General features: G+C 44.6%; 12 protein-coding genes. 2 read left to right on the top strand and 10 right to left on the bottom strand.

Translation table 11 applies throughout. The features are described from left to right. Nucleotides 1-18 precede the first annotated feature (18 nt). The 6 genes from P403_RS0111995 to addB all read right to left on the bottom strand — a co-directional run bounded on the left by P403_RS0111995 (nt 19) and on the right by addB (nt 11,913). On the bottom strand, nt 19-1,017 hold the full coding sequence (locus P403_RS0111995) for a class I SAM-dependent methyltransferase (RefSeq protein WP_029332857.1): 999 nt from the start codon (nt 1,015-1,017) through the stop codon (nt 19-21). A gap of 230 nt (nt 1,018-1,247) precedes the next feature. Then, nucleotides 1,248-1,628, bottom strand: coding sequence for a DUF1516 family protein (locus tag P403_RS0111990; protein ID WP_029332856.1), 381 nt, complete (start codon nt 1,626-1,628; stop codon nt 1,248-1,250). Nucleotides 1,629-1,716: 88 nt separating this feature from the next. Then, the gene (locus P403_RS0111985; RefSeq protein ID WP_029332855.1) at nt 1,717-4,257 is read right to left on the bottom strand and encodes a HAMP domain-containing sensor histidine kinase; all 2,541 of its coding nucleotides are present in this window, start codon (nt 4,255-4,257) and stop codon (nt 1,717-1,719) included. Next, complete coding sequence (locus P403_RS0111980) at nt 4,238-4,615, bottom strand: response regulator (protein ID WP_029332854.1); 378 nt, start codon at nt 4,613-4,615, stop codon at nt 4,238-4,240. Before P403_RS0111980 ends, P403_RS0111985 begins: the two co-directional genes overlap by 20 nt. Nucleotides 4,616-4,933: 318 nt before the next feature. Then, on the bottom strand, nt 4,934-8,485 hold the full coding sequence (gene addA, locus P403_RS0111975) for a helicase-exonuclease AddAB subunit AddA (RefSeq protein ID WP_029332853.1): 3,552 nt from the start codon (nt 8,483-8,485) through the stop codon (nt 4,934-4,936). Continuing rightward, entirely contained in the window at nt 8,482-11,913 is a 3,432-nt protein-coding gene (gene addB / locus P403_RS0111970) for a helicase-exonuclease AddAB subunit AddB (protein ID WP_029332852.1), read from the bottom strand. The genes addA and addB overlap by 4 nt, the downstream gene beginning before the upstream one ends. A 143-nt stretch (nt 11,914-12,056) precedes the next feature. Here addB and P403_RS0111965 point away from each other — a divergent pair, with 143 nt between their 5' ends. Continuing rightward, nucleotides 12,057-12,437, top strand: a complete 381-nt coding sequence (locus tag P403_RS0111965) for a truncated hemoglobin (protein WP_029332851.1) — start codon at nt 12,057-12,059, stop codon at nt 12,435-12,437. Nucleotides 12,438-12,496: 59 nt separating this feature from the next. After that, nucleotides 12,497-12,835, top strand: coding sequence for a hypothetical protein (locus P403_RS0111960; RefSeq protein WP_029332850.1), 339 nt, complete (start codon nt 12,497-12,499; stop codon nt 12,833-12,835). Nucleotides 12,836-12,907: 72 nt separating this feature from the next. On the opposite strand, the gene P403_RS0111955 is transcribed toward P403_RS0111960, so the two are convergent. From P403_RS0111955 to P403_RS0111940, 4 genes are all read right to left on the bottom strand, one after another. After that, entirely contained in the window at nt 12,908-13,318 is a 411-nt protein-coding gene (locus P403_RS0111955; RefSeq protein ID WP_029332849.1) for a hypothetical protein, read from the bottom strand. A gap of 120 nt (nt 13,319-13,438) precedes the next feature. Next, nucleotides 13,439-13,912, bottom strand: coding sequence for a competence protein ComK (locus tag P403_RS16075; RefSeq protein ID WP_034801199.1), 474 nt, complete (start codon nt 13,910-13,912; stop codon nt 13,439-13,441). A gap of 128 nt (nt 13,913-14,040) precedes the next feature. Continuing rightward, a complete protein-coding gene (locus P403_RS0111945) occupies nt 14,041-15,390 on the bottom strand; it encodes a HAMP domain-containing sensor histidine kinase (protein ID WP_235195205.1) in 1,350 nt (449 codons plus the stop codon). An 11-nt stretch (nt 15,391-15,401) separates the two neighbouring features. Then, the gene (locus P403_RS0111940) at nt 15,402-16,064 is read right to left on the bottom strand and encodes a response regulator transcription factor (protein ID WP_029332847.1); all 663 of its coding nucleotides are present in this window, start codon (nt 16,062-16,064) and stop codon (nt 15,402-15,404) included. Between the last annotated feature and the right edge of the window lie 70 nt (nt 16,065-16,134).

Below are 16,134 nucleotides of genomic sequence, written 5' to 3'. Positions count from 1 at the left end.
AAAACGCCAAGCTTCCGCTTAGGAAGTGGCGTTTGCAGTGACGATATACCAAGCTCCTTCTTTCAAAAATGGTGTGATCGATACATTTTCGAAACCGGCCGCATGTAATTGTTCAGTCAATTCTTTTTTCCCAGGAAGCGGATATAGATTTTCGTGTAACGTCATGAAGGCGTTAAAGGCAGCTGAGAACGGCGCCCCGTATTCACTATCCCGAAGTGGTGTGACAAGAATAACTGTTCCATCGTCCTTGACGAAGCGACGGACACCTTCGAGGAGACGGAGTCGCTCTTCCTTCGGGAAATAGTAAAGAATGTTGTTCATCATGACACCATCGTATGTTTCCGTTACTTCAAAGGTTTTAATATCTCCGACAACAAAATCAATTTCCCCTGTCGTATCGCGTCGCTTCGCTTCAGCGATGACAGACTCTTCGATATCAATTCCAGCCAGACGGAGTTCCGGTAAGGCTTCATGGATTTTTCGTAAGTATCCTCCGTACGCACATCCGATATCAAGTAAGGACGTAACGTTTTCATTTCGAATGATATGACGTACTGCCGGAAATGCAACCGTTTCGACAAGTGCGGACGTCTCAGCAACGATGTCCCCATGCTCTTCTCCATTAAAGGTCTTCTGTTGACCATCCTCTAAAAATTGTGGATAAGAAAATAAAGCCGGTAAATGAAGTTCCATCAGTTCTGATAACATGAAGCCGATACTACGGTCATCTGCTTTCGAAAGTTCTGGAAGGACGTGCCGTGTTGCCGTATACCGTAAATCTTTCTTTTTGAGGTGTCCGACTGCCAGACCAACCTCGAACCAACGCGATAACGCCTCTGTTGTGAGCGGTTGCTTCAGTCGTATTTGCGCTTCTGCTTGTGTTGCACCAGCACCTAAGACATCGAACAACCCATATTTATACCCAATATATCCATGCCATAATGGTAAAACCGGTTCCGCTCGCTTCATCCATTTTCTCGCCCGAAAAACCTTTGTCCATTCTTTCAACTGTGCCACAAGCGTTCCCCTCTCTACCACGTAATACATCCCTTTTCCCAAATAACAACAACTTGTAAACAAAAAAAACGCATTAAACTTTTGCTTCAGACTGTAGACAAAGTGCTATCGGGAGATAACAGCATTTTTTTCGATGTTTTCCTCGATCGAGACGGGAACACGCAAAATAAAAAAGTCGACCATCGCTGTGCCGGAACACAATGATGGTCGACTCTTAACCGGGCAGTGAATCAGAAGAACTCCATACCGAATGGTAACGAGTACCCTAAGAAAATCGTCACGAGTATGAGAACCGCAAATCCGAGCAAGAATCCAGAATACGATTTTCCTTTCTTCAATCGAACTAATGTCAATTCACCCAAGATGAGTGACAATAAACCACCGGTGATTTTTGCATGGTATAACCCGTCCGGATTTTCAGACATCCCCATGATTTTGATATACAGATACAATCCTGTCGCGAACGTTAATACCAAGAAGAGGCGAAAGGCCATGTGGATTCCTTTAGCCGCAGGTTTTCCCTTCTTGTACATTGAGAAGGCGACAAAGAACGTAACGAGTAGTAACACCCACAGCAAAACATGGGTATGAACAAAAGCAGTGATTGGCATGATGATTTCCCCCTTTTTCTAGTTCCTATTTCATGGTAGCTGATTTTCTCTACTAGATATAGGTTTATTTTCGTAACATATCGTTTATTCAAGAAATCGTCACACGTTCTACTAGTAACGGAAGTTTAACGATGAACGTACTTCCATGTTTTTCGATGGACTCGACTTGAATTTCTCCGCCGTGACCCGTGACGATTTCTTTACAGATCGCGAGTCCCAGTCCCGTCCCGCCAATTTTACGGCTATCTGAATTATCGACACGATAAAACTTCTCGAATAAGTGGTTGAGTGCTGACGCTGGAATACCAATCCCTTGATCACGGACCTCGAACAAGACATGTTGTTCTTCAATCGACAGGGTCACATCAATGTTTCCACCGAACGGTGAATATTTGACGGCATTGTTCAGTAGATTATTCATCAACTGTTTCATCTTTTCTTCATCTGCTTCTATGAGCGGAAGTGCCTCACTCATCGCTCGGAAAGAAATCGTGTGTTTTTTCGTCGATGCTGCATAAAATTGTGTCGTCTCTTCAAGGAGTAGGCGCAAATCAAGCGGCTCTTTTTTATACGACTGTGTCCCCGATTCCATCCGTTGGACGTCAAGAAAATCATTGACGAGATTGGCAAGGCGCTCTGTCTCAGAGTGAATCGTCTGCAAATACTTATCTTGACGGGGCGTGTCGATATCTCGATTCAACATCAACTCCGTAAATCCATAGATGGACGATAACGGAGTCCGTAATTCATGCGAAACTGTCGAAACAAGCTCCGACTTCAGTCGATCCATTTCCGTTTCTTTCGTCACGTCACGCAAGACGAGCATCGTCCCTTTGTGGACACCAAGAATTTCAATCGACTCGACATAAAATTGAATAAAGACCGTTTGTTGTCGGATTGAGAATTGAAGACTTTCTGTCGGGACATCTCCTTCTAGAACGGCTTCAACGTACTGTGAAAATATCGCTTGGTCATCGACGATGGAATGAATTGCTTCTAGGCAGAAATCAAGTGTCTCGACTTCTTCATTCGCTCCATAGCGCAACTCCGGAAATAGATCATACAATGGCTGATTGACGAAGACCTCTTCTTTACCGGGTTCAATGTAAATCACCGCTTCACGGATCGAATCGAGAATACGTTCAGTTTTCGTTTTTTCTTTGTTCATCTCATCAAATAACCGCATCCGTAATAGGGAGAGCGACAATTGACGTGAGAACGACATGACATCCCGCATTTGTTCATTCGTAAATTGGTCGCGGTAACGAACGAGATAGATGAAGGCAATCACTTCATCCGATGACGGATCTAAAATCGGTACTGCTGTCTCATACATATAGTACGGGTAGGGCAACGGGTGATTACTCGATACTTGTTTCGACGAATGGACTGCTTTTTTCAAAGTATCTGCTCGCTTCAACAATGAGAAATCGCTACCAAGCAATTGGTCCGTCAATTGTTCTGTCATACCATGTGTGACGACAGAATAACTTTGTCCCTCATCGACGAAAACGAGGGCACCGATTTCTGAACCTGTAATCGCTACAAGTTTTTCGATGATTTCCGGATAAGCTGTCAATGCTTCCCGAGCGGCAAGCGTCTCTGTTAAATCATTTCGGTATTGAAGATGCTGTTCATTTCGCATCGTCAGTTCTAACGCTTCTTCTAGTTCTTGCTGTTGGGCTTGCAGTTCTTCTTGTTGTGCTTGCAGTTCTTCTTGTTGCGCTTGCAGTTCTTCGTTTTTTGCGAGTAAGTGTTGTTTATTTTCTGAAATCGAACTAGCCATTTGATTGAATGACAAAGCTAGGATTCCGATTTCGTCTTTTCGTTTTGGGACTTGAATGTTCGAAATGTCTTCTCCATTTGCAAGGCGCTGACTATTTTTAACGAGTCCTAACAGTTCAGAGGTGATTCTTCGAATGAACGGGTAGATAAAGAAAATCAACACAGCAATGACGACGATGATATTCGACAACCAAATCAGTTGTGTCGTTCGAATCTCTTGTCCTAACTGTTGGCTCGTTCTCTCTGCCCACTCATCAAGAAATTCACGGTATCCTCCAAGTGCCAGCTCACTTTTATCGATTTCCGAGAGGACATCGATATTGCCTGCGTCATCTAATGAGATTTTTCCATCCGCAACAAGTTCTTTCCCTAATGGAAGATTCGTTAAAGTCGTCCCGCGAAGAAACGTCTCTGTGACGTCCCCATCTTTTTTACCTTTTACATAGGACTGCACAAGCGGCAAAACCGAATCGAAGTAATAGCTATACAATTCGCGTGAAGATGTCGCATAGACTTTTCCTTGCTCATAAATCGCATTTTTTTCGAACCACCGTGTTTGACGATCAATCGCTGTTTGTTGCGCAGCGATTTTTTCATATAAGGTGGCATCCCCCATTAACGCATAACCACGCATATTAAACTGAAGGTCTTGCCACTCTTCCCATAGTGCACCGGCCCGGGCGCTACGATCCCTGATATCTTCAAGCTTCGCGCGGGTATCTTGTAACCTTGTGTCCGTATAGTTGTAGACGGCCAAAGAAGAAATCATCAGCGTAGCTAAAACGACATAAAAGGAAGCCATCAATTGGCGTCCGATTTTTCGATTAATCCACTTGATGATCACTCAATATTCCTCCTACGACATCAATCAACTCTAACGGACTGAACGGTTTTGAGAAAAAGTAATTCGCCCCGATCTCTTCAGCGCGTTCACGATCCGATTGTTGACTCTTCGCCGTCAGCATCATAATTTTTAATTGTTGTTTGTCCGGGTGACGTCGTACTTTTTCGATGACTTCAATCCCTGTCATCCCTGGCATCATGTAATCAAGTAATACAAGATCATAATGCTGACTCATGATTTTTTGGTAGGCTTCGTCGCCATCCGTCGCTTCATCGATCGTATACCCTTCATCTTCTAACGTATCAAGGACCAACATCCGTAATACGTCTTCGTCCTCTGCTAATAAAATACGTGCCATCTATAATTCCTCCTAAATGTATCCACTTATCTTAATCCATACCTTATTCATTCTACACAGTTCCTTCACAATAGGAAATGGAAATCACTCGGTTGACTTTTGTTTTTCACACGTCTCTAAACAAAAAAACGTAAAAGGTCGCACTAGTCACTCTAGTAAAAACAATTCCAACACTTATCAAGACTAAAATGCAGGTATTGGGTGCTGTCAGGAGCACTCGTGTCCCAACACATTAGTATTAGCGAAAGACCCCTATTTCTAGAGGTCTCGTGTAGACAAAGTACAATTAGTAGATAACAGTTTTTTTCGTTTACCTAGTCAGTCAATTTCAATCACCTGTTGCAACGAAAATGCATAAATCAATTTCTGCGAAATTGAAATATTTAAAATCGACTCCAGCGCTTCTTGGTATAAATTCAACTGTGTTGCATACCGTTCGCGTAAAATTTGGGCTGGGTTTTGATCAGCACCCATTTCAAAGACTTGGTCCGATTTATAGTCGAGAAGAATATAGTCCTCCCCGTCTCGAATTAAACAATCGACAATCCCTTGCATGACTGCTTGATCAACGGGACCATGCCAATCCGTACGAAAACGTGAGGCATCGATTTTGTACGTGAAAGGAAGTTCACGATAGACGTCTCCCGTCCGTAAACGATCCTCAAATAATCGTCCGATGCTTGACGCCAGGAACGTCTCGAGCTGATTTTGTGCATCACGCATCGTCAAAGCTTCTTGTTCTGAGATTCGTTCACCTGTCTCCCACTTCGTGATTTGTTCAGCAAGCGGCAAATCCGCTTCATAAAGTTGCATCGCTAAGTGTAAGACAGTCCCGCGTTCTGCTCCCGTCAAGACCGGGCCTAAGAACTGTGGAGTCCGGTAATACGTCGCCTGGCGTTCTGTCGCTTCAAACGCTGCCCGCTCCAGTTGTTCGGTCCGTTTGAGTTCAGTCACGGTTTGCTTCGCTGCCGTTTCCGTTGCGATTTGATGCGGATAACGGTATGAAAAACTTTCTTCAATCCGTGCTTTAAATGCTTGATTTTCAAGTCGGTCGATTTTTTCGAGTTGACGAACATGTTCCAACTGTTCAATCATCGTCGAAATTTCTTGGTATGGCGCAATTTCGTTCAATTCCATGATCCGGAATGCCCATTGTTGCTCTCCTTCTTGTAACATAAAGTTTCGAAGTACAGCTGGTGCTACCCAGTCTGCATACGTTTTCGCATTACGACGATCTATTTCCGGCAACAATAATTCATCAGGTGGAGCAGCTTGCCATTTTAACAACTGTTCATCTAATCCCTTGATTGAACCGACTAATATCAACTTTTCTTTTGCTCGGGTCATCGCGACATAAAGAACCCGCATTTCTTCTGCTTTCATTTCACGATCCATCTCACGGCGAATGACCTCTTTTAACAATGTACCTGACCGCAAGCGTTTGATTGGATCAATCGCGTCAAGCGCAATCCCATACGTTTTGTGTAATTGAATGGCTTGGATTTGATCTTGTTTATTAAATTGTTTGCCAAGTTGACTGACGATCGTCACCGGAAACTCGAGCCCTTTCGATTGATGAATCGTCATGACGCGAATGACATCTTCGTCTTCTCCTAGTGAACGAGCTTCGGAAAAGTCTTCGCCACGCTCAATTAAACGATTTATCAGTCGTAGGAAACGATACAACCCCCGATATCCTGCTCCTTCATACTGTTTTGCACGTTCATATAACGCATTCAAATTCGCTTGACGACTTCGTCCTCCTGCAAGGCATCCGACGTATTCGAAATACCCGGTTTGGTCAAACAGTGAGCGAATGAGTGCGGCAAGTGACTTCCCACGGGCTTCTGTCCGCCATTGATTGACACGTTGTAACGCTTCATCGACCCGAATCCCGAGTGGCGTCGCTTCGCCTGCGACATGGACGGCAGCCTCATAAAAACTCGTATCCTTCGACTTTGCACGGATTCGCCCTAAATCACGATCGGTCAGACCAAAAATCGGCGACCGGAGCAAACTCGCGAATGGAATGTCCTGTAACGGATTATCAATCGTTTTTAATAATGCCATCATGATTTGAATTTCCGTTGCTTGGAAGTAACCGCCGGTCGTGTCCGCGTATACCGGTAGCTCATATTGTTCAAACACTTCAACGAGCGCTTGAACGCGTTTCCCACGTGAACGAACGAGCACGACGATGTCCCGATATTCACATTTGCGAAAACGTTTTTGTTTGGCATCGAACACGAGGTAAGGGTTATCCTCATTGACCATCTCGATGATTCGGGTTGCGATGGCACGCGCCTCTAATTCTTCCTTATTTTCATCTTGTTGATCGATTAGAATCAACTCGGGTTCGACTTGTTCTGATTCAAAGTAACCAAGATTCCCGAGCCGTAGATAGGCTGCGTCGTCATAATCGATCTCACCGACGGCGGCATCCATCACTTGTCTGAAAATATGATTCGTCCCATCAAGGACTTCAAGACGACTCCGGAAATTTTTCGTCAAATCGATTCGTGTCCCATAATCTGTTTGCCGGAATCGCTTGAACTTATCAAGAAAAAGTCCCGGCTCAGCATGACGGAATTTATAAATCGATTGTTTAACATCGCCAACCATAAAAAGATTCCCTGTTTGTTCGTCTGATTGGGAGACTAACGTCAAGATACGTTCTTGCACTTCGTTCGTATCTTGGTATTCATCGACGAGCACTTCGACGAAGCGTTCTTGAAGCAAGCGGGCGACATCGGTCGGTGCCCCGTCTTCTTCTAAAACGGCTAAAGCAAAATGTTCCAAATCGGAAAAATCGACAAGCCCCCGTTCTTGTTTGGCTTCGAGATAGGCTTCAGCAAACTTTCGGACGAGTGTCACGATCATCTCGACATGTCCAAGTTGCGACCGAAGATCTTCGAGGTAGTCGACACCCTCTTTTTGAACGAATAGCTCCTGACGCTTTTTCAAATCACTGACGAGACGCGTCCGTTCCGTTTGAAATGTTTTAATCGCCTCATCCCCACGCGGACTTTTCCAGCGTCCGAACTCGACAGCTTGGAATGCCAGTGCGACCGTCGTCCAACGGTCAGTCTCCGGATTAATGCGACGTAACGGTTCAATGTCACGCAATAGGAGCTCCGCCATTTCTGTATAGCCGGACTGATGCAAACGATAGGAGAGCTCAAGGTAACGTTCTAAAATCGGTGCGATTTTTTGCCATTCTAGTTCAAGGAGTCGTGTCAGCAACGAAGATTCATCGGGATCAACCGGCTGGTCGTATTGTGCAAGCAGATGCTCGTAAAAACCGTCTGGATCTGGTAGCGAACGCGAAAACCGGTACAAGTTTGAAATCAGAGAGAGCATTGCCTGATCGTCCCGATCGGAAGTATAACTATCAATCAATTCATAAAATGCCGGATTGGCGGCAGCGTAAAACTCTTCAAAGACCGATTCCAGTACATCATCTTGTAACAACAATAATTCGGCTTCATCCGCAATTCGAAAAGCCGGATCCAGTCCGATTCGATAATAGTTTTCCCGTAAGATTGATAAGCAGAAGGAATGGATCGTCGTGATTTGTGCCCGGTTCATCATCTGACGCTGCTTCTTCAAATAGATATCGTCTGGAGCTTCTTTGATTTTCGCTTCGATTGCCTCGATGACACGCGTCTTCATTTCTTTTGCGGCAGCGTTTGTAAACGTCGCGACTAAAATCCGGTCTGCCGTCAGTGGATCTTCCTGATCGATGACGCGTTGCGTCAACCGTTCGACGAGTACGGCGGTCTTCCCTGAACCGGCTGCTGCCGACACGAGAATGTGTCCTCCGCGCGCATCGATTGCTTGTTGTTGTTCATCCGTCCAATTGACGCTCATTCCTCTTCCTCCTTCAGTCGGTCCAATACTTCTTTTTCAGATAGAGGGTCTAGTTGACGATAACTGTTCCCGAGCGATTCGTCGAATTGACAGACCGAACGGTATTCGCAAAACGTACACGGTGTTCGCTCTTGATAGTCGAACGGATCGATGGCGATATCTCCCGCGTACATCTCGGCACTGCTGGTTTTCAATTCGTCCCAGGCATGATCCATCAACGCGTTCAGTTCCGCTTCTTTGACGACCCCTTTTGTATGTGATTTATGCAGCCCTGTCTTCGTAAACGTCACTTTGACGAGTGGCGATTTTTTCCGTTCATCAAACGCGATTTGATCCATCGCCCGTAACACATCATCATTTTCGACGATCACACCTTGCATCTGGTAGGATTCGAGCAATAAACGATTCCGTTCTTCTTCAGCCGCCGACAAATCACTTCGTAACATCGGATTTTTGACATGGAAGTACAGGGCGCCTGCTGGTTTCGCTTGTTGATTAAATAAGACTTCTGATTGTTCGACGACCGTTTTTAAATAGAGCAACATCTGAATCGCAAGACCATAATAAATTTCAGCAAAATCAAGCGCTCGGGCACTCGACTTGTAATCGACAATCCGGACGTACAATTGGTCACCAATCGTCGCTTGGTCGACTCGATCAATTCGACCAGTGAACTCGATTTCCGTTCCATCCGGCAGTGTAAACCGTAAGGGCGGGAACATCGCGTTCCCAAAGCTGATTTCAAATAAATCAGGTTCGAAGTCGGACCGTTCTGCTTGTTTGACGAGCATCTTCGCCGTTTGTTCGACGACATCCGTCAGTTTTTTCTGAATGTACCCGAACCGATTCGAACTCATCAAAATGGCATTTTGAATGTCTGGTGTCACTTTTTCCACGGCATTTTTCGCAAGTTCTGTGCACGATGCATCATCTAAATCACGCCATTTTCTGCCGGACTCCTTGATGTTGACCGACAAATCATTTAACGCGCCATGAAATAGATTTCCAATGTCGGGTGCCTCGAATTTATATAGTTTTCGTTCCTTCAAACGTAGCCCATACCGTGCGAAGTGCTTATAGGAACACGCATTATATGTCTCAAATCTAGAGACACTCGCCTTGATGCTGTCACCGTAGAGGGAACGTGCTAAGTCGTCTGGAAGTTCATCTGCTCGGTTTTGATAAAATAACGCATCGGCGAGTAACGCCATTCGTTCTCGTCCTTGACCATTCTCGAGCAATGCATTGTAGACATCAAACCATGACGATTGAATCGGATACCGACGCTGTAAACGGCGTAACTCGATTGCGGTCGCAGCCGCCGCTCGGTCGGGATCAGTTACGAAATCGAATTGATCATTTGGTGCATGTTCCCCTGCTTCTGCGAAGTGTGTTTTGACAGGACGGTCTTGCAGTAATTGATACTTGATTTGTTTCACGATGGAGGCTGGTTGTAATGCCTTCCCGTCCTCATCAACAAGAGCATAACTGATATACAACGCTTCACTCGGTGCCGTCACTCCGTGGTACAGGTAATATAATTCGTCATCAAAGACATCCAGTGACGCTTTCCCGACCGGAACTCCATGATTGTGAAGGAAATCATGATCTCCTTCTGACAGTAGTTTCGACTGATCTTCGACGAACGGAATCATACCATCATTCGCGCCGAGTAAAAATGCGACTTTTACTCGTTGTAAACGCCCCCGGACATAATCCGTCGCGATAACCTGATCGAGCGATGGTGGGACGAGTGAGAAGCGCAGACTCTCGAGCCCTGTTTCGACCATTTGTACGAATAAGTCTGTCGACAGTTCCGTCTCAGGAGCTGCTGCTTCAAGTTGTTCAAGTAAATGTAAGACCGCTTCATATACTTGATCATGTTCCCGGGCATGACTGAGCTCATTGCGCTCGAGCGCCTCTTGTTTCCAACTGAACAGCCGATCTGTCAACTGGTGTTCTTCAAGGAACTGATAAAGCGAACGCGTATGTTCACTCATTGTTTTTGATTTCTTCAACCGGCCTTGTAACGGTGTAATCGCATCGACGACGAATTGACGCATCCGGTTTAACTCATCCTCTTCTTCGAGTTCCTCCGCCGTCAGACTGACTTCATCCGTTAAGCGTCGTTTCAATTGCCACGGCTTTTGCCACATCGTGCCTTTAATGCCACGCTCTAAGACAAACGTCTCTAATCGATCAAGCGCGAGCCGTTGGTCATCTGCCGGGAGAGGCATCAATTCCGTTTTCAGCAAACGAAAGACTGCTTCTTCACGGTAACCGGCGACGACGAGCTCTAAAGCAGACTGAATCAATTCAACAATCGGATGATGAATCATCGTTTCCCGCTTATCAAGGAAATACGGAATATCATAGAGCTGAAACGCACGTTCTAAATGATCCGCATACGGTTCAAGATGTCGTACGATAAAAGCAATTTCATTGAACCGGTAACCATGCTGGCGCACGAGTTGGATTGCCTGGCGGACAGCGGCTTCCGTTTCGACTTGGCGATTGACGGCAGCTGTCACCGTGACCCCGTCCACTTGATGATCGACAGGCGGATAGGCAGGACTCATCAATGCTTGTTCTAGTATTTGTAATCCTTCCGACTTGAACTTAATCGTCCGTTCATAATGGATCTCTTCATGCTCGAGCTGTCGGTCTTGCATCTGTTCGAGCAATTGCATATAACAACGTTGGGAGACCCCAAACTCTGTCTGTTTCGCATAGGGATCACTTACATCGATTGTAAAGCTGATATGCACTTCTTTTGCTAGTTCCATCAATTTAAGCAACACCTGTTGTTCCTGTAACGAAAACTCATAGAAACCATCAATAAAGAACTGTGTATTACCAAGACCTGCTGTCGGTAACAAGTCGAGTAACGTCGTATAGTAATCGTCTGCATGAAGCGCTTTATCCAGGATGCGTTCTGAGAACCGCTCATAAATCAGAGCTAAATCATTTAGTTTCGGCGAGCGTTCCGGAGAAAGTTCGCTAATTTGACGTAACATGTCTGGAGCGACGAGCGAACGTTTGAACGTAGCGATCAGTTCATCAAGCCCCTTGTAAAAGCCGGGCATGTTCTTTGTCCGTTTGAAAATCTTTAACTCATTTTCAACTTCTTCGACGACTTGACGTAATAACAATTGTGTCCCTGTCTCGTCTAAAAATGGAATCGCCTGATTGCCATGATCCCGCATGATATGAAAAGCAAAGCGCCGCAAACTCATGACTTCCATCCGTACTAATCCAGATAGACGGGAATCCGTCGCAATGCGACGTTCCATCTCAAATGACATTTGATCAGGGACGATAAAATAAATCGACTCCCCAAGTGGTCGCTCCTCGAGTTCATTGATTACAGTCTCTATTAATTTTGTGGTTTTTCCGGTTCCGGCACGACCGAGGTGCATATGATTCATGGTCATCAATTCCTCCCTTAGCTCGTTTTTGTATACGTCATTATCTCATAAATACGAACAAACGTCCGTTTGTGAAGCTATATTTTTCTACTTATTTTTGCTACACTGTAGCCAATTAAAATTAGTTAGACAGGAGGAATACCATGTTATATGATGACATCGGAAAACACCCGATGCTTGAACAGCTAGTCGCTCGCTTTTATCAACTTGTTTATGCCGACCCCATACTTCGTCCGATTTTTCCTGATGATCGTCAACGTGTCGAGCAGGCGCAAGTTATTTTTTTGACACACTTAACAGGTGGTCCACGCCAATATGAGTTAGATGATTCGCGGACGAATTTAGCGATGATTCACCGACTCTTACCAATTGAACAGCAGCATGCCTTTCGCTGGATAGAGTTGATGGAAGTGGCCATCTATGAGACACTTTCCAATCGAGTGGTAGCTGAACGTTTGATGGAGCGCTTACGAATTGGCGCATTAAACGTCTTACGGATTTGTGAGGCTCATCAGGAACCGTGAGGGATTTTTCTTTCTCATCTGTCCATTTCCATGTAAAATGAAAGATGGAGGCGATAATTATGACTGAAGAACAAGATAAGAAACCTGATTTAGTGAAATCGGCACTCGAACAAGCAGAGGCGAAAACTGCAGAGGAACCGGTTGAAGAAGAAAAGTCTGACGAGCAAAAGAAACTTGAACATATTAAAGGACTCGTCACATTAGAGCGCGGCTCTGATTACTTCCGTGTTGTCTTTTATGATGACCACAAACATTTGATTTTCAAGGAACTCGATTATGATCGTGTCGAATTCGTTGGTCGCTTCTATAATGATAGTTTTGATGCGACGAATTTGAAACAGCTCGAAGAAATTGCAGAGAAAGCACTCTCAACTTCGATTCGAAAACGTTTCCTTTAAGATAAGTTATGTATAGAGAAAGCCGCGTCCCTGGATTAAATGAGGGTCGCGGCTTTTTTCTTATACGCTGGTTTATTCACTTTCAGGAGTGTTTCTTTTTTTACGACGAAGTACATATGCGAGTACCCCTCCGGCAACGGCAAGCCCTGTCGCCGCTAAAACAGGAATCAATACTTTCTTCGAAGATAGTTTCTGCTTCACTTGCTCTAAGCGAGATTCTGTTACTTCTTTTTGTGCAATCGACGTGCGGCGGTTAATCGTCATATGTTTTGACGCATCTGTGACGACTACTCGCTTTGTCACCCAACGTCGATTTCCTGCCTCGTCGACGATGAGTTGGCGTGTTCGCTTAATATCTTTAATTCGTTTGCCGGGTGTATTTTCTGGACGGACGATCCGTGAACTAATAAAACGGCGTCCTCCATTAACACCGAAGCCCGGCTGTAATTTTCTACGGTTTAACCATTCATATGATTCATTCATCGTGTAGCGACCAAATCGGTCGCTTCACCTCCCCTTCAATGCGCATTCAGTTTCTACTCAAGTTCATTTCGCTCTCATTGGTAACGTTTCCTGTTAGAGTGTTCCACTTTTCTGCACTTGTTAAACGTGTTCATGTCCCGTCCCCTGGAAGCGTCGTTGCATTTCGTAAGCTAATTCTAGGGTTTTAATCCGCTGTCGTTCAATACTATAGGCAGATGCGGCGGTATCAATCCGCTGTCCTGTTTGAAACTCGACTTGCACCTTTCCGCCACTCTTTTTAACGGTCTTCATTTGTTTAAAGTTAATCCAGATACACTCCGCCTTTTCTTTAGCTGTCGTCGGAAAGAAGATGGTTTGTGCTTGCCAATCAATTAAAACCGGCGTTTTTCGGTTTGGTCCTAAGATATGTCGTGCTGCTTCAATTCTTCCTCGCATCGAAGAACCAAAATACAAACATGATTCTTCAATCAGTTTGATCGGATGTCCTTCGAGCACAAGTTCCGACCGTTCTTTAATAAGTAGTGTTTGCGGTTCCCCGTATTGACCGTACTGAGGAATAAGAGCTAACGTTTCTTCCGTGATGTTATGTGGCATCCTACTATCTCCCTTCTTCTATTACTTTGTTTATATCAAAGAACCCACCTGTACGCCCTCAACTGTTCGATATTTCCCAATATAAAAAACGAGATATCGCTATCTCGTTTTTAAAGTTCTTTCGTTGATTAGTCAATCTCTGGCTTAAAGTGACGTGGGAATTTGAAAATCACACGAACTTTATCTTTTCCATTTCCCACTGCTTGGTTCTCGATTGAAACTTCCCCGTCATGACGCTCGACGATGCGTTTTACGATATAAAGACCTAAACCAAATTTCCCTTCTTTACCACGTGAAAATTGATGGAAAAGTGGTGAAGATGAATCGAGTGGTGGACCGTCATTTTCAATCTCGATTTGAGCCATCTCTTCGGTCCCGGATAAACGAATATCAATCGATGTCTCAGCATATCGCATCGCATTATCAATTACATTTTCAAGTGAAACCCGTAATTGTTCACCTTCGCCAAGCACAAGACCGGCTTCCCCTGTGATCGTCCACGTGAGCGGCTTTGTACTTGAGAAACGACTTTGTAATAAATGAACCATTCGGTCTAAATCAATCGTATCCCATGTAGAACGATCTAATTCAAAATAATCCAATTTCGTCACATAAAGCAAGGCTGCGACTTTCTTTTCTAATCGCTCGGCCTCTTCCTCAATCACCGAGACCGAACCCGTCAAATCACCATCCGGATAAATCCCGTCAGAAATGGACTGTGCATAACTGCGAATGACCATGATTGGTGTCTTCAGGTCATGTGAAATATTTTGTAGCAACGCTTTTTGTGCTTTATCCTGCTTTTCTAAATCGACGCGCATGGCATTGACCGATCGTGCCAAACGACCAATTTCATCTCCGCGATCGAGAGGAAGTGGTGTATTCCACTGTTGCGCTGCAATCTTTCCGACTGCACCTTCAATTTCAATCAATGGTTGCGTCAAGCGCCGGGCTAACCAAAAAGCAATGAACAATGTCAAGATACTCACAATTACGACGACCCAGCCAATTTTTGAAAACAATTGCGTAATCAGTTCTTGACGATAGGCATCCCAGACATAAGAGACACGATAATACGTCTCCCCTTCCGATTCTATCTTGAGAATGCTGTAATAGACGTCCTCTTTATCAAGTTGTGTCGTATATTTTTCCGTTTCTGCTTTTTGATTGATCGCATCACGATACATCTGATCAATCAATTGTTGCGGAGCTCCCCCATAATAGAGTTTCCCATTTTTTGAAAGCAACAAAATATTAACGGAACGCGACTCCTGTTTTCGACGATCAAATTCAATTGGATTGTCCTGCAACATGTCGATGACAGAAGCATCTTTTGAAAAGAAGACTTCACTGTTTTCTAACGTCGAATAGACCTGTTCATCAATAAAGTTTCCAATCGATGACCGCATGACGACAAGGATAACGATCGAGAGCGTTGCGATGACGAGTAGAAACATCGCCCAAATCTGAAATCCCAAACTCCGATTCTTCATGCAGACACCAACCGGTAGCCAATCCCATAAATCGTCTCTAGTTCAAGCTTGGATAATTTTTTCCGGACTCGTCGAACTAAATCATCGACGACACGATCGGAACCAAAGTAATCATCACCCCAGACACTGACAAGAATCTGTTCGCGGGACATCGGCGTCCCGATTTGTGTCGCGAATAAAATCAACAAATCATACTCTTTTGAGGTCAAATCAATTTCTTGACCATTTTCTTCGATGACTCGTTTTTCAGGATAGATTGTATAATCGCCATATTGAATCACGCCTGTTTTTGGTGTCGCATAGGCGCGCGCTAAGATTTTTTTGACACGAATGACAAGTTCTCTTGGCAAAAACGGTTTCGCGATATAATCATCCGAGCCCATTTCTAAGCCGATGATTTTATCGATATCTTCGTCTCGGGCAGAGATGAAAATGACAGGTGTCGTCTCATCATGTGCCTTGATCCGTTTAATCAACTGAAATCCGTCCATATCCGGTAACATAATATCGAGCACCCATAAATCAGGCTTTTCAATAATCGCTGAAGCTGCCGCTTCCCCAGAGGTGAACGATTTCACTTGCCATCCTTCTTGTTCCAAATATTTTACGAGCACGCGGTTCAGGTTCACTTCATCATCCACTAAATAAATCGTATGCATCCCTGTCACTCCTGACTAAGTCCTTTTTTTGTAGTGTATCAAAGGAATTCCGCACAATTATGTGAGAACA

Source organism: Exiguobacterium oxidotolerans JCM 12280 (genome assembly GCF_000702625.1).
Lineage (GTDB): Bacteria > Bacillota > Bacilli > Exiguobacteriales > Exiguobacteriaceae > Exiguobacterium_A > Exiguobacterium_A oxidotolerans.
The sequence above is the reverse complement of the archived record's forward strand: the minus strand, read 5'-3'. Positions and strand labels throughout refer to the sequence as shown.

Coding starts and splice junctions, on each gene's coding strand:
- P403_RS0111990 (WP_029332856.1), bottom strand. CDS start 1,628: ATGCCAATCACTGCTTTTGTTCATACCCATGTTTTGCTGTGGGTGTTA.
- P403_RS0111980 (WP_029332854.1), bottom strand. CDS start 4,615: ATGGCACGTATTTTATTAGCAGAGGACGAAGACGTATTACGGATGTTG.
- addA (WP_029332853.1), bottom strand. CDS start 8,485: ATGAGCGTCAATTGGACGGATGAACAACAACAAGCAATCGATGCGCGC.
- addB (WP_029332852.1), bottom strand. CDS start 11,913: ATGAATCATATGCACCTCGGTCGTGCCGGAACCGGAAAAACCACAAAA.
- P403_RS0111965 (WP_029332851.1), top strand. CDS start 12,057: ATGTTATATGATGACATCGGAAAACACCCGATGCTTGAACAGCTAGTC.
- P403_RS0111960 (WP_029332850.1), top strand. CDS start 12,497: ATGACTGAAGAACAAGATAAGAAACCTGATTTAGTGAAATCGGCACTC.
- P403_RS0111955 (WP_029332849.1), bottom strand. CDS start 13,318: ATGAATGAATCATATGAATGGTTAAACCGTAGAAAATTACAGCCGGGC.
- P403_RS16075 (WP_034801199.1), bottom strand. CDS start 13,912: ATGCCACATAACATCACGGAAGAAACGTTAGCTCTTATTCCTCAGTAC.
- P403_RS0111940 (WP_029332847.1), bottom strand. CDS start 16,064: ATGCATACGATTTATTTAGTGGATGATGAAGTGAACCTGAACCGCGTG.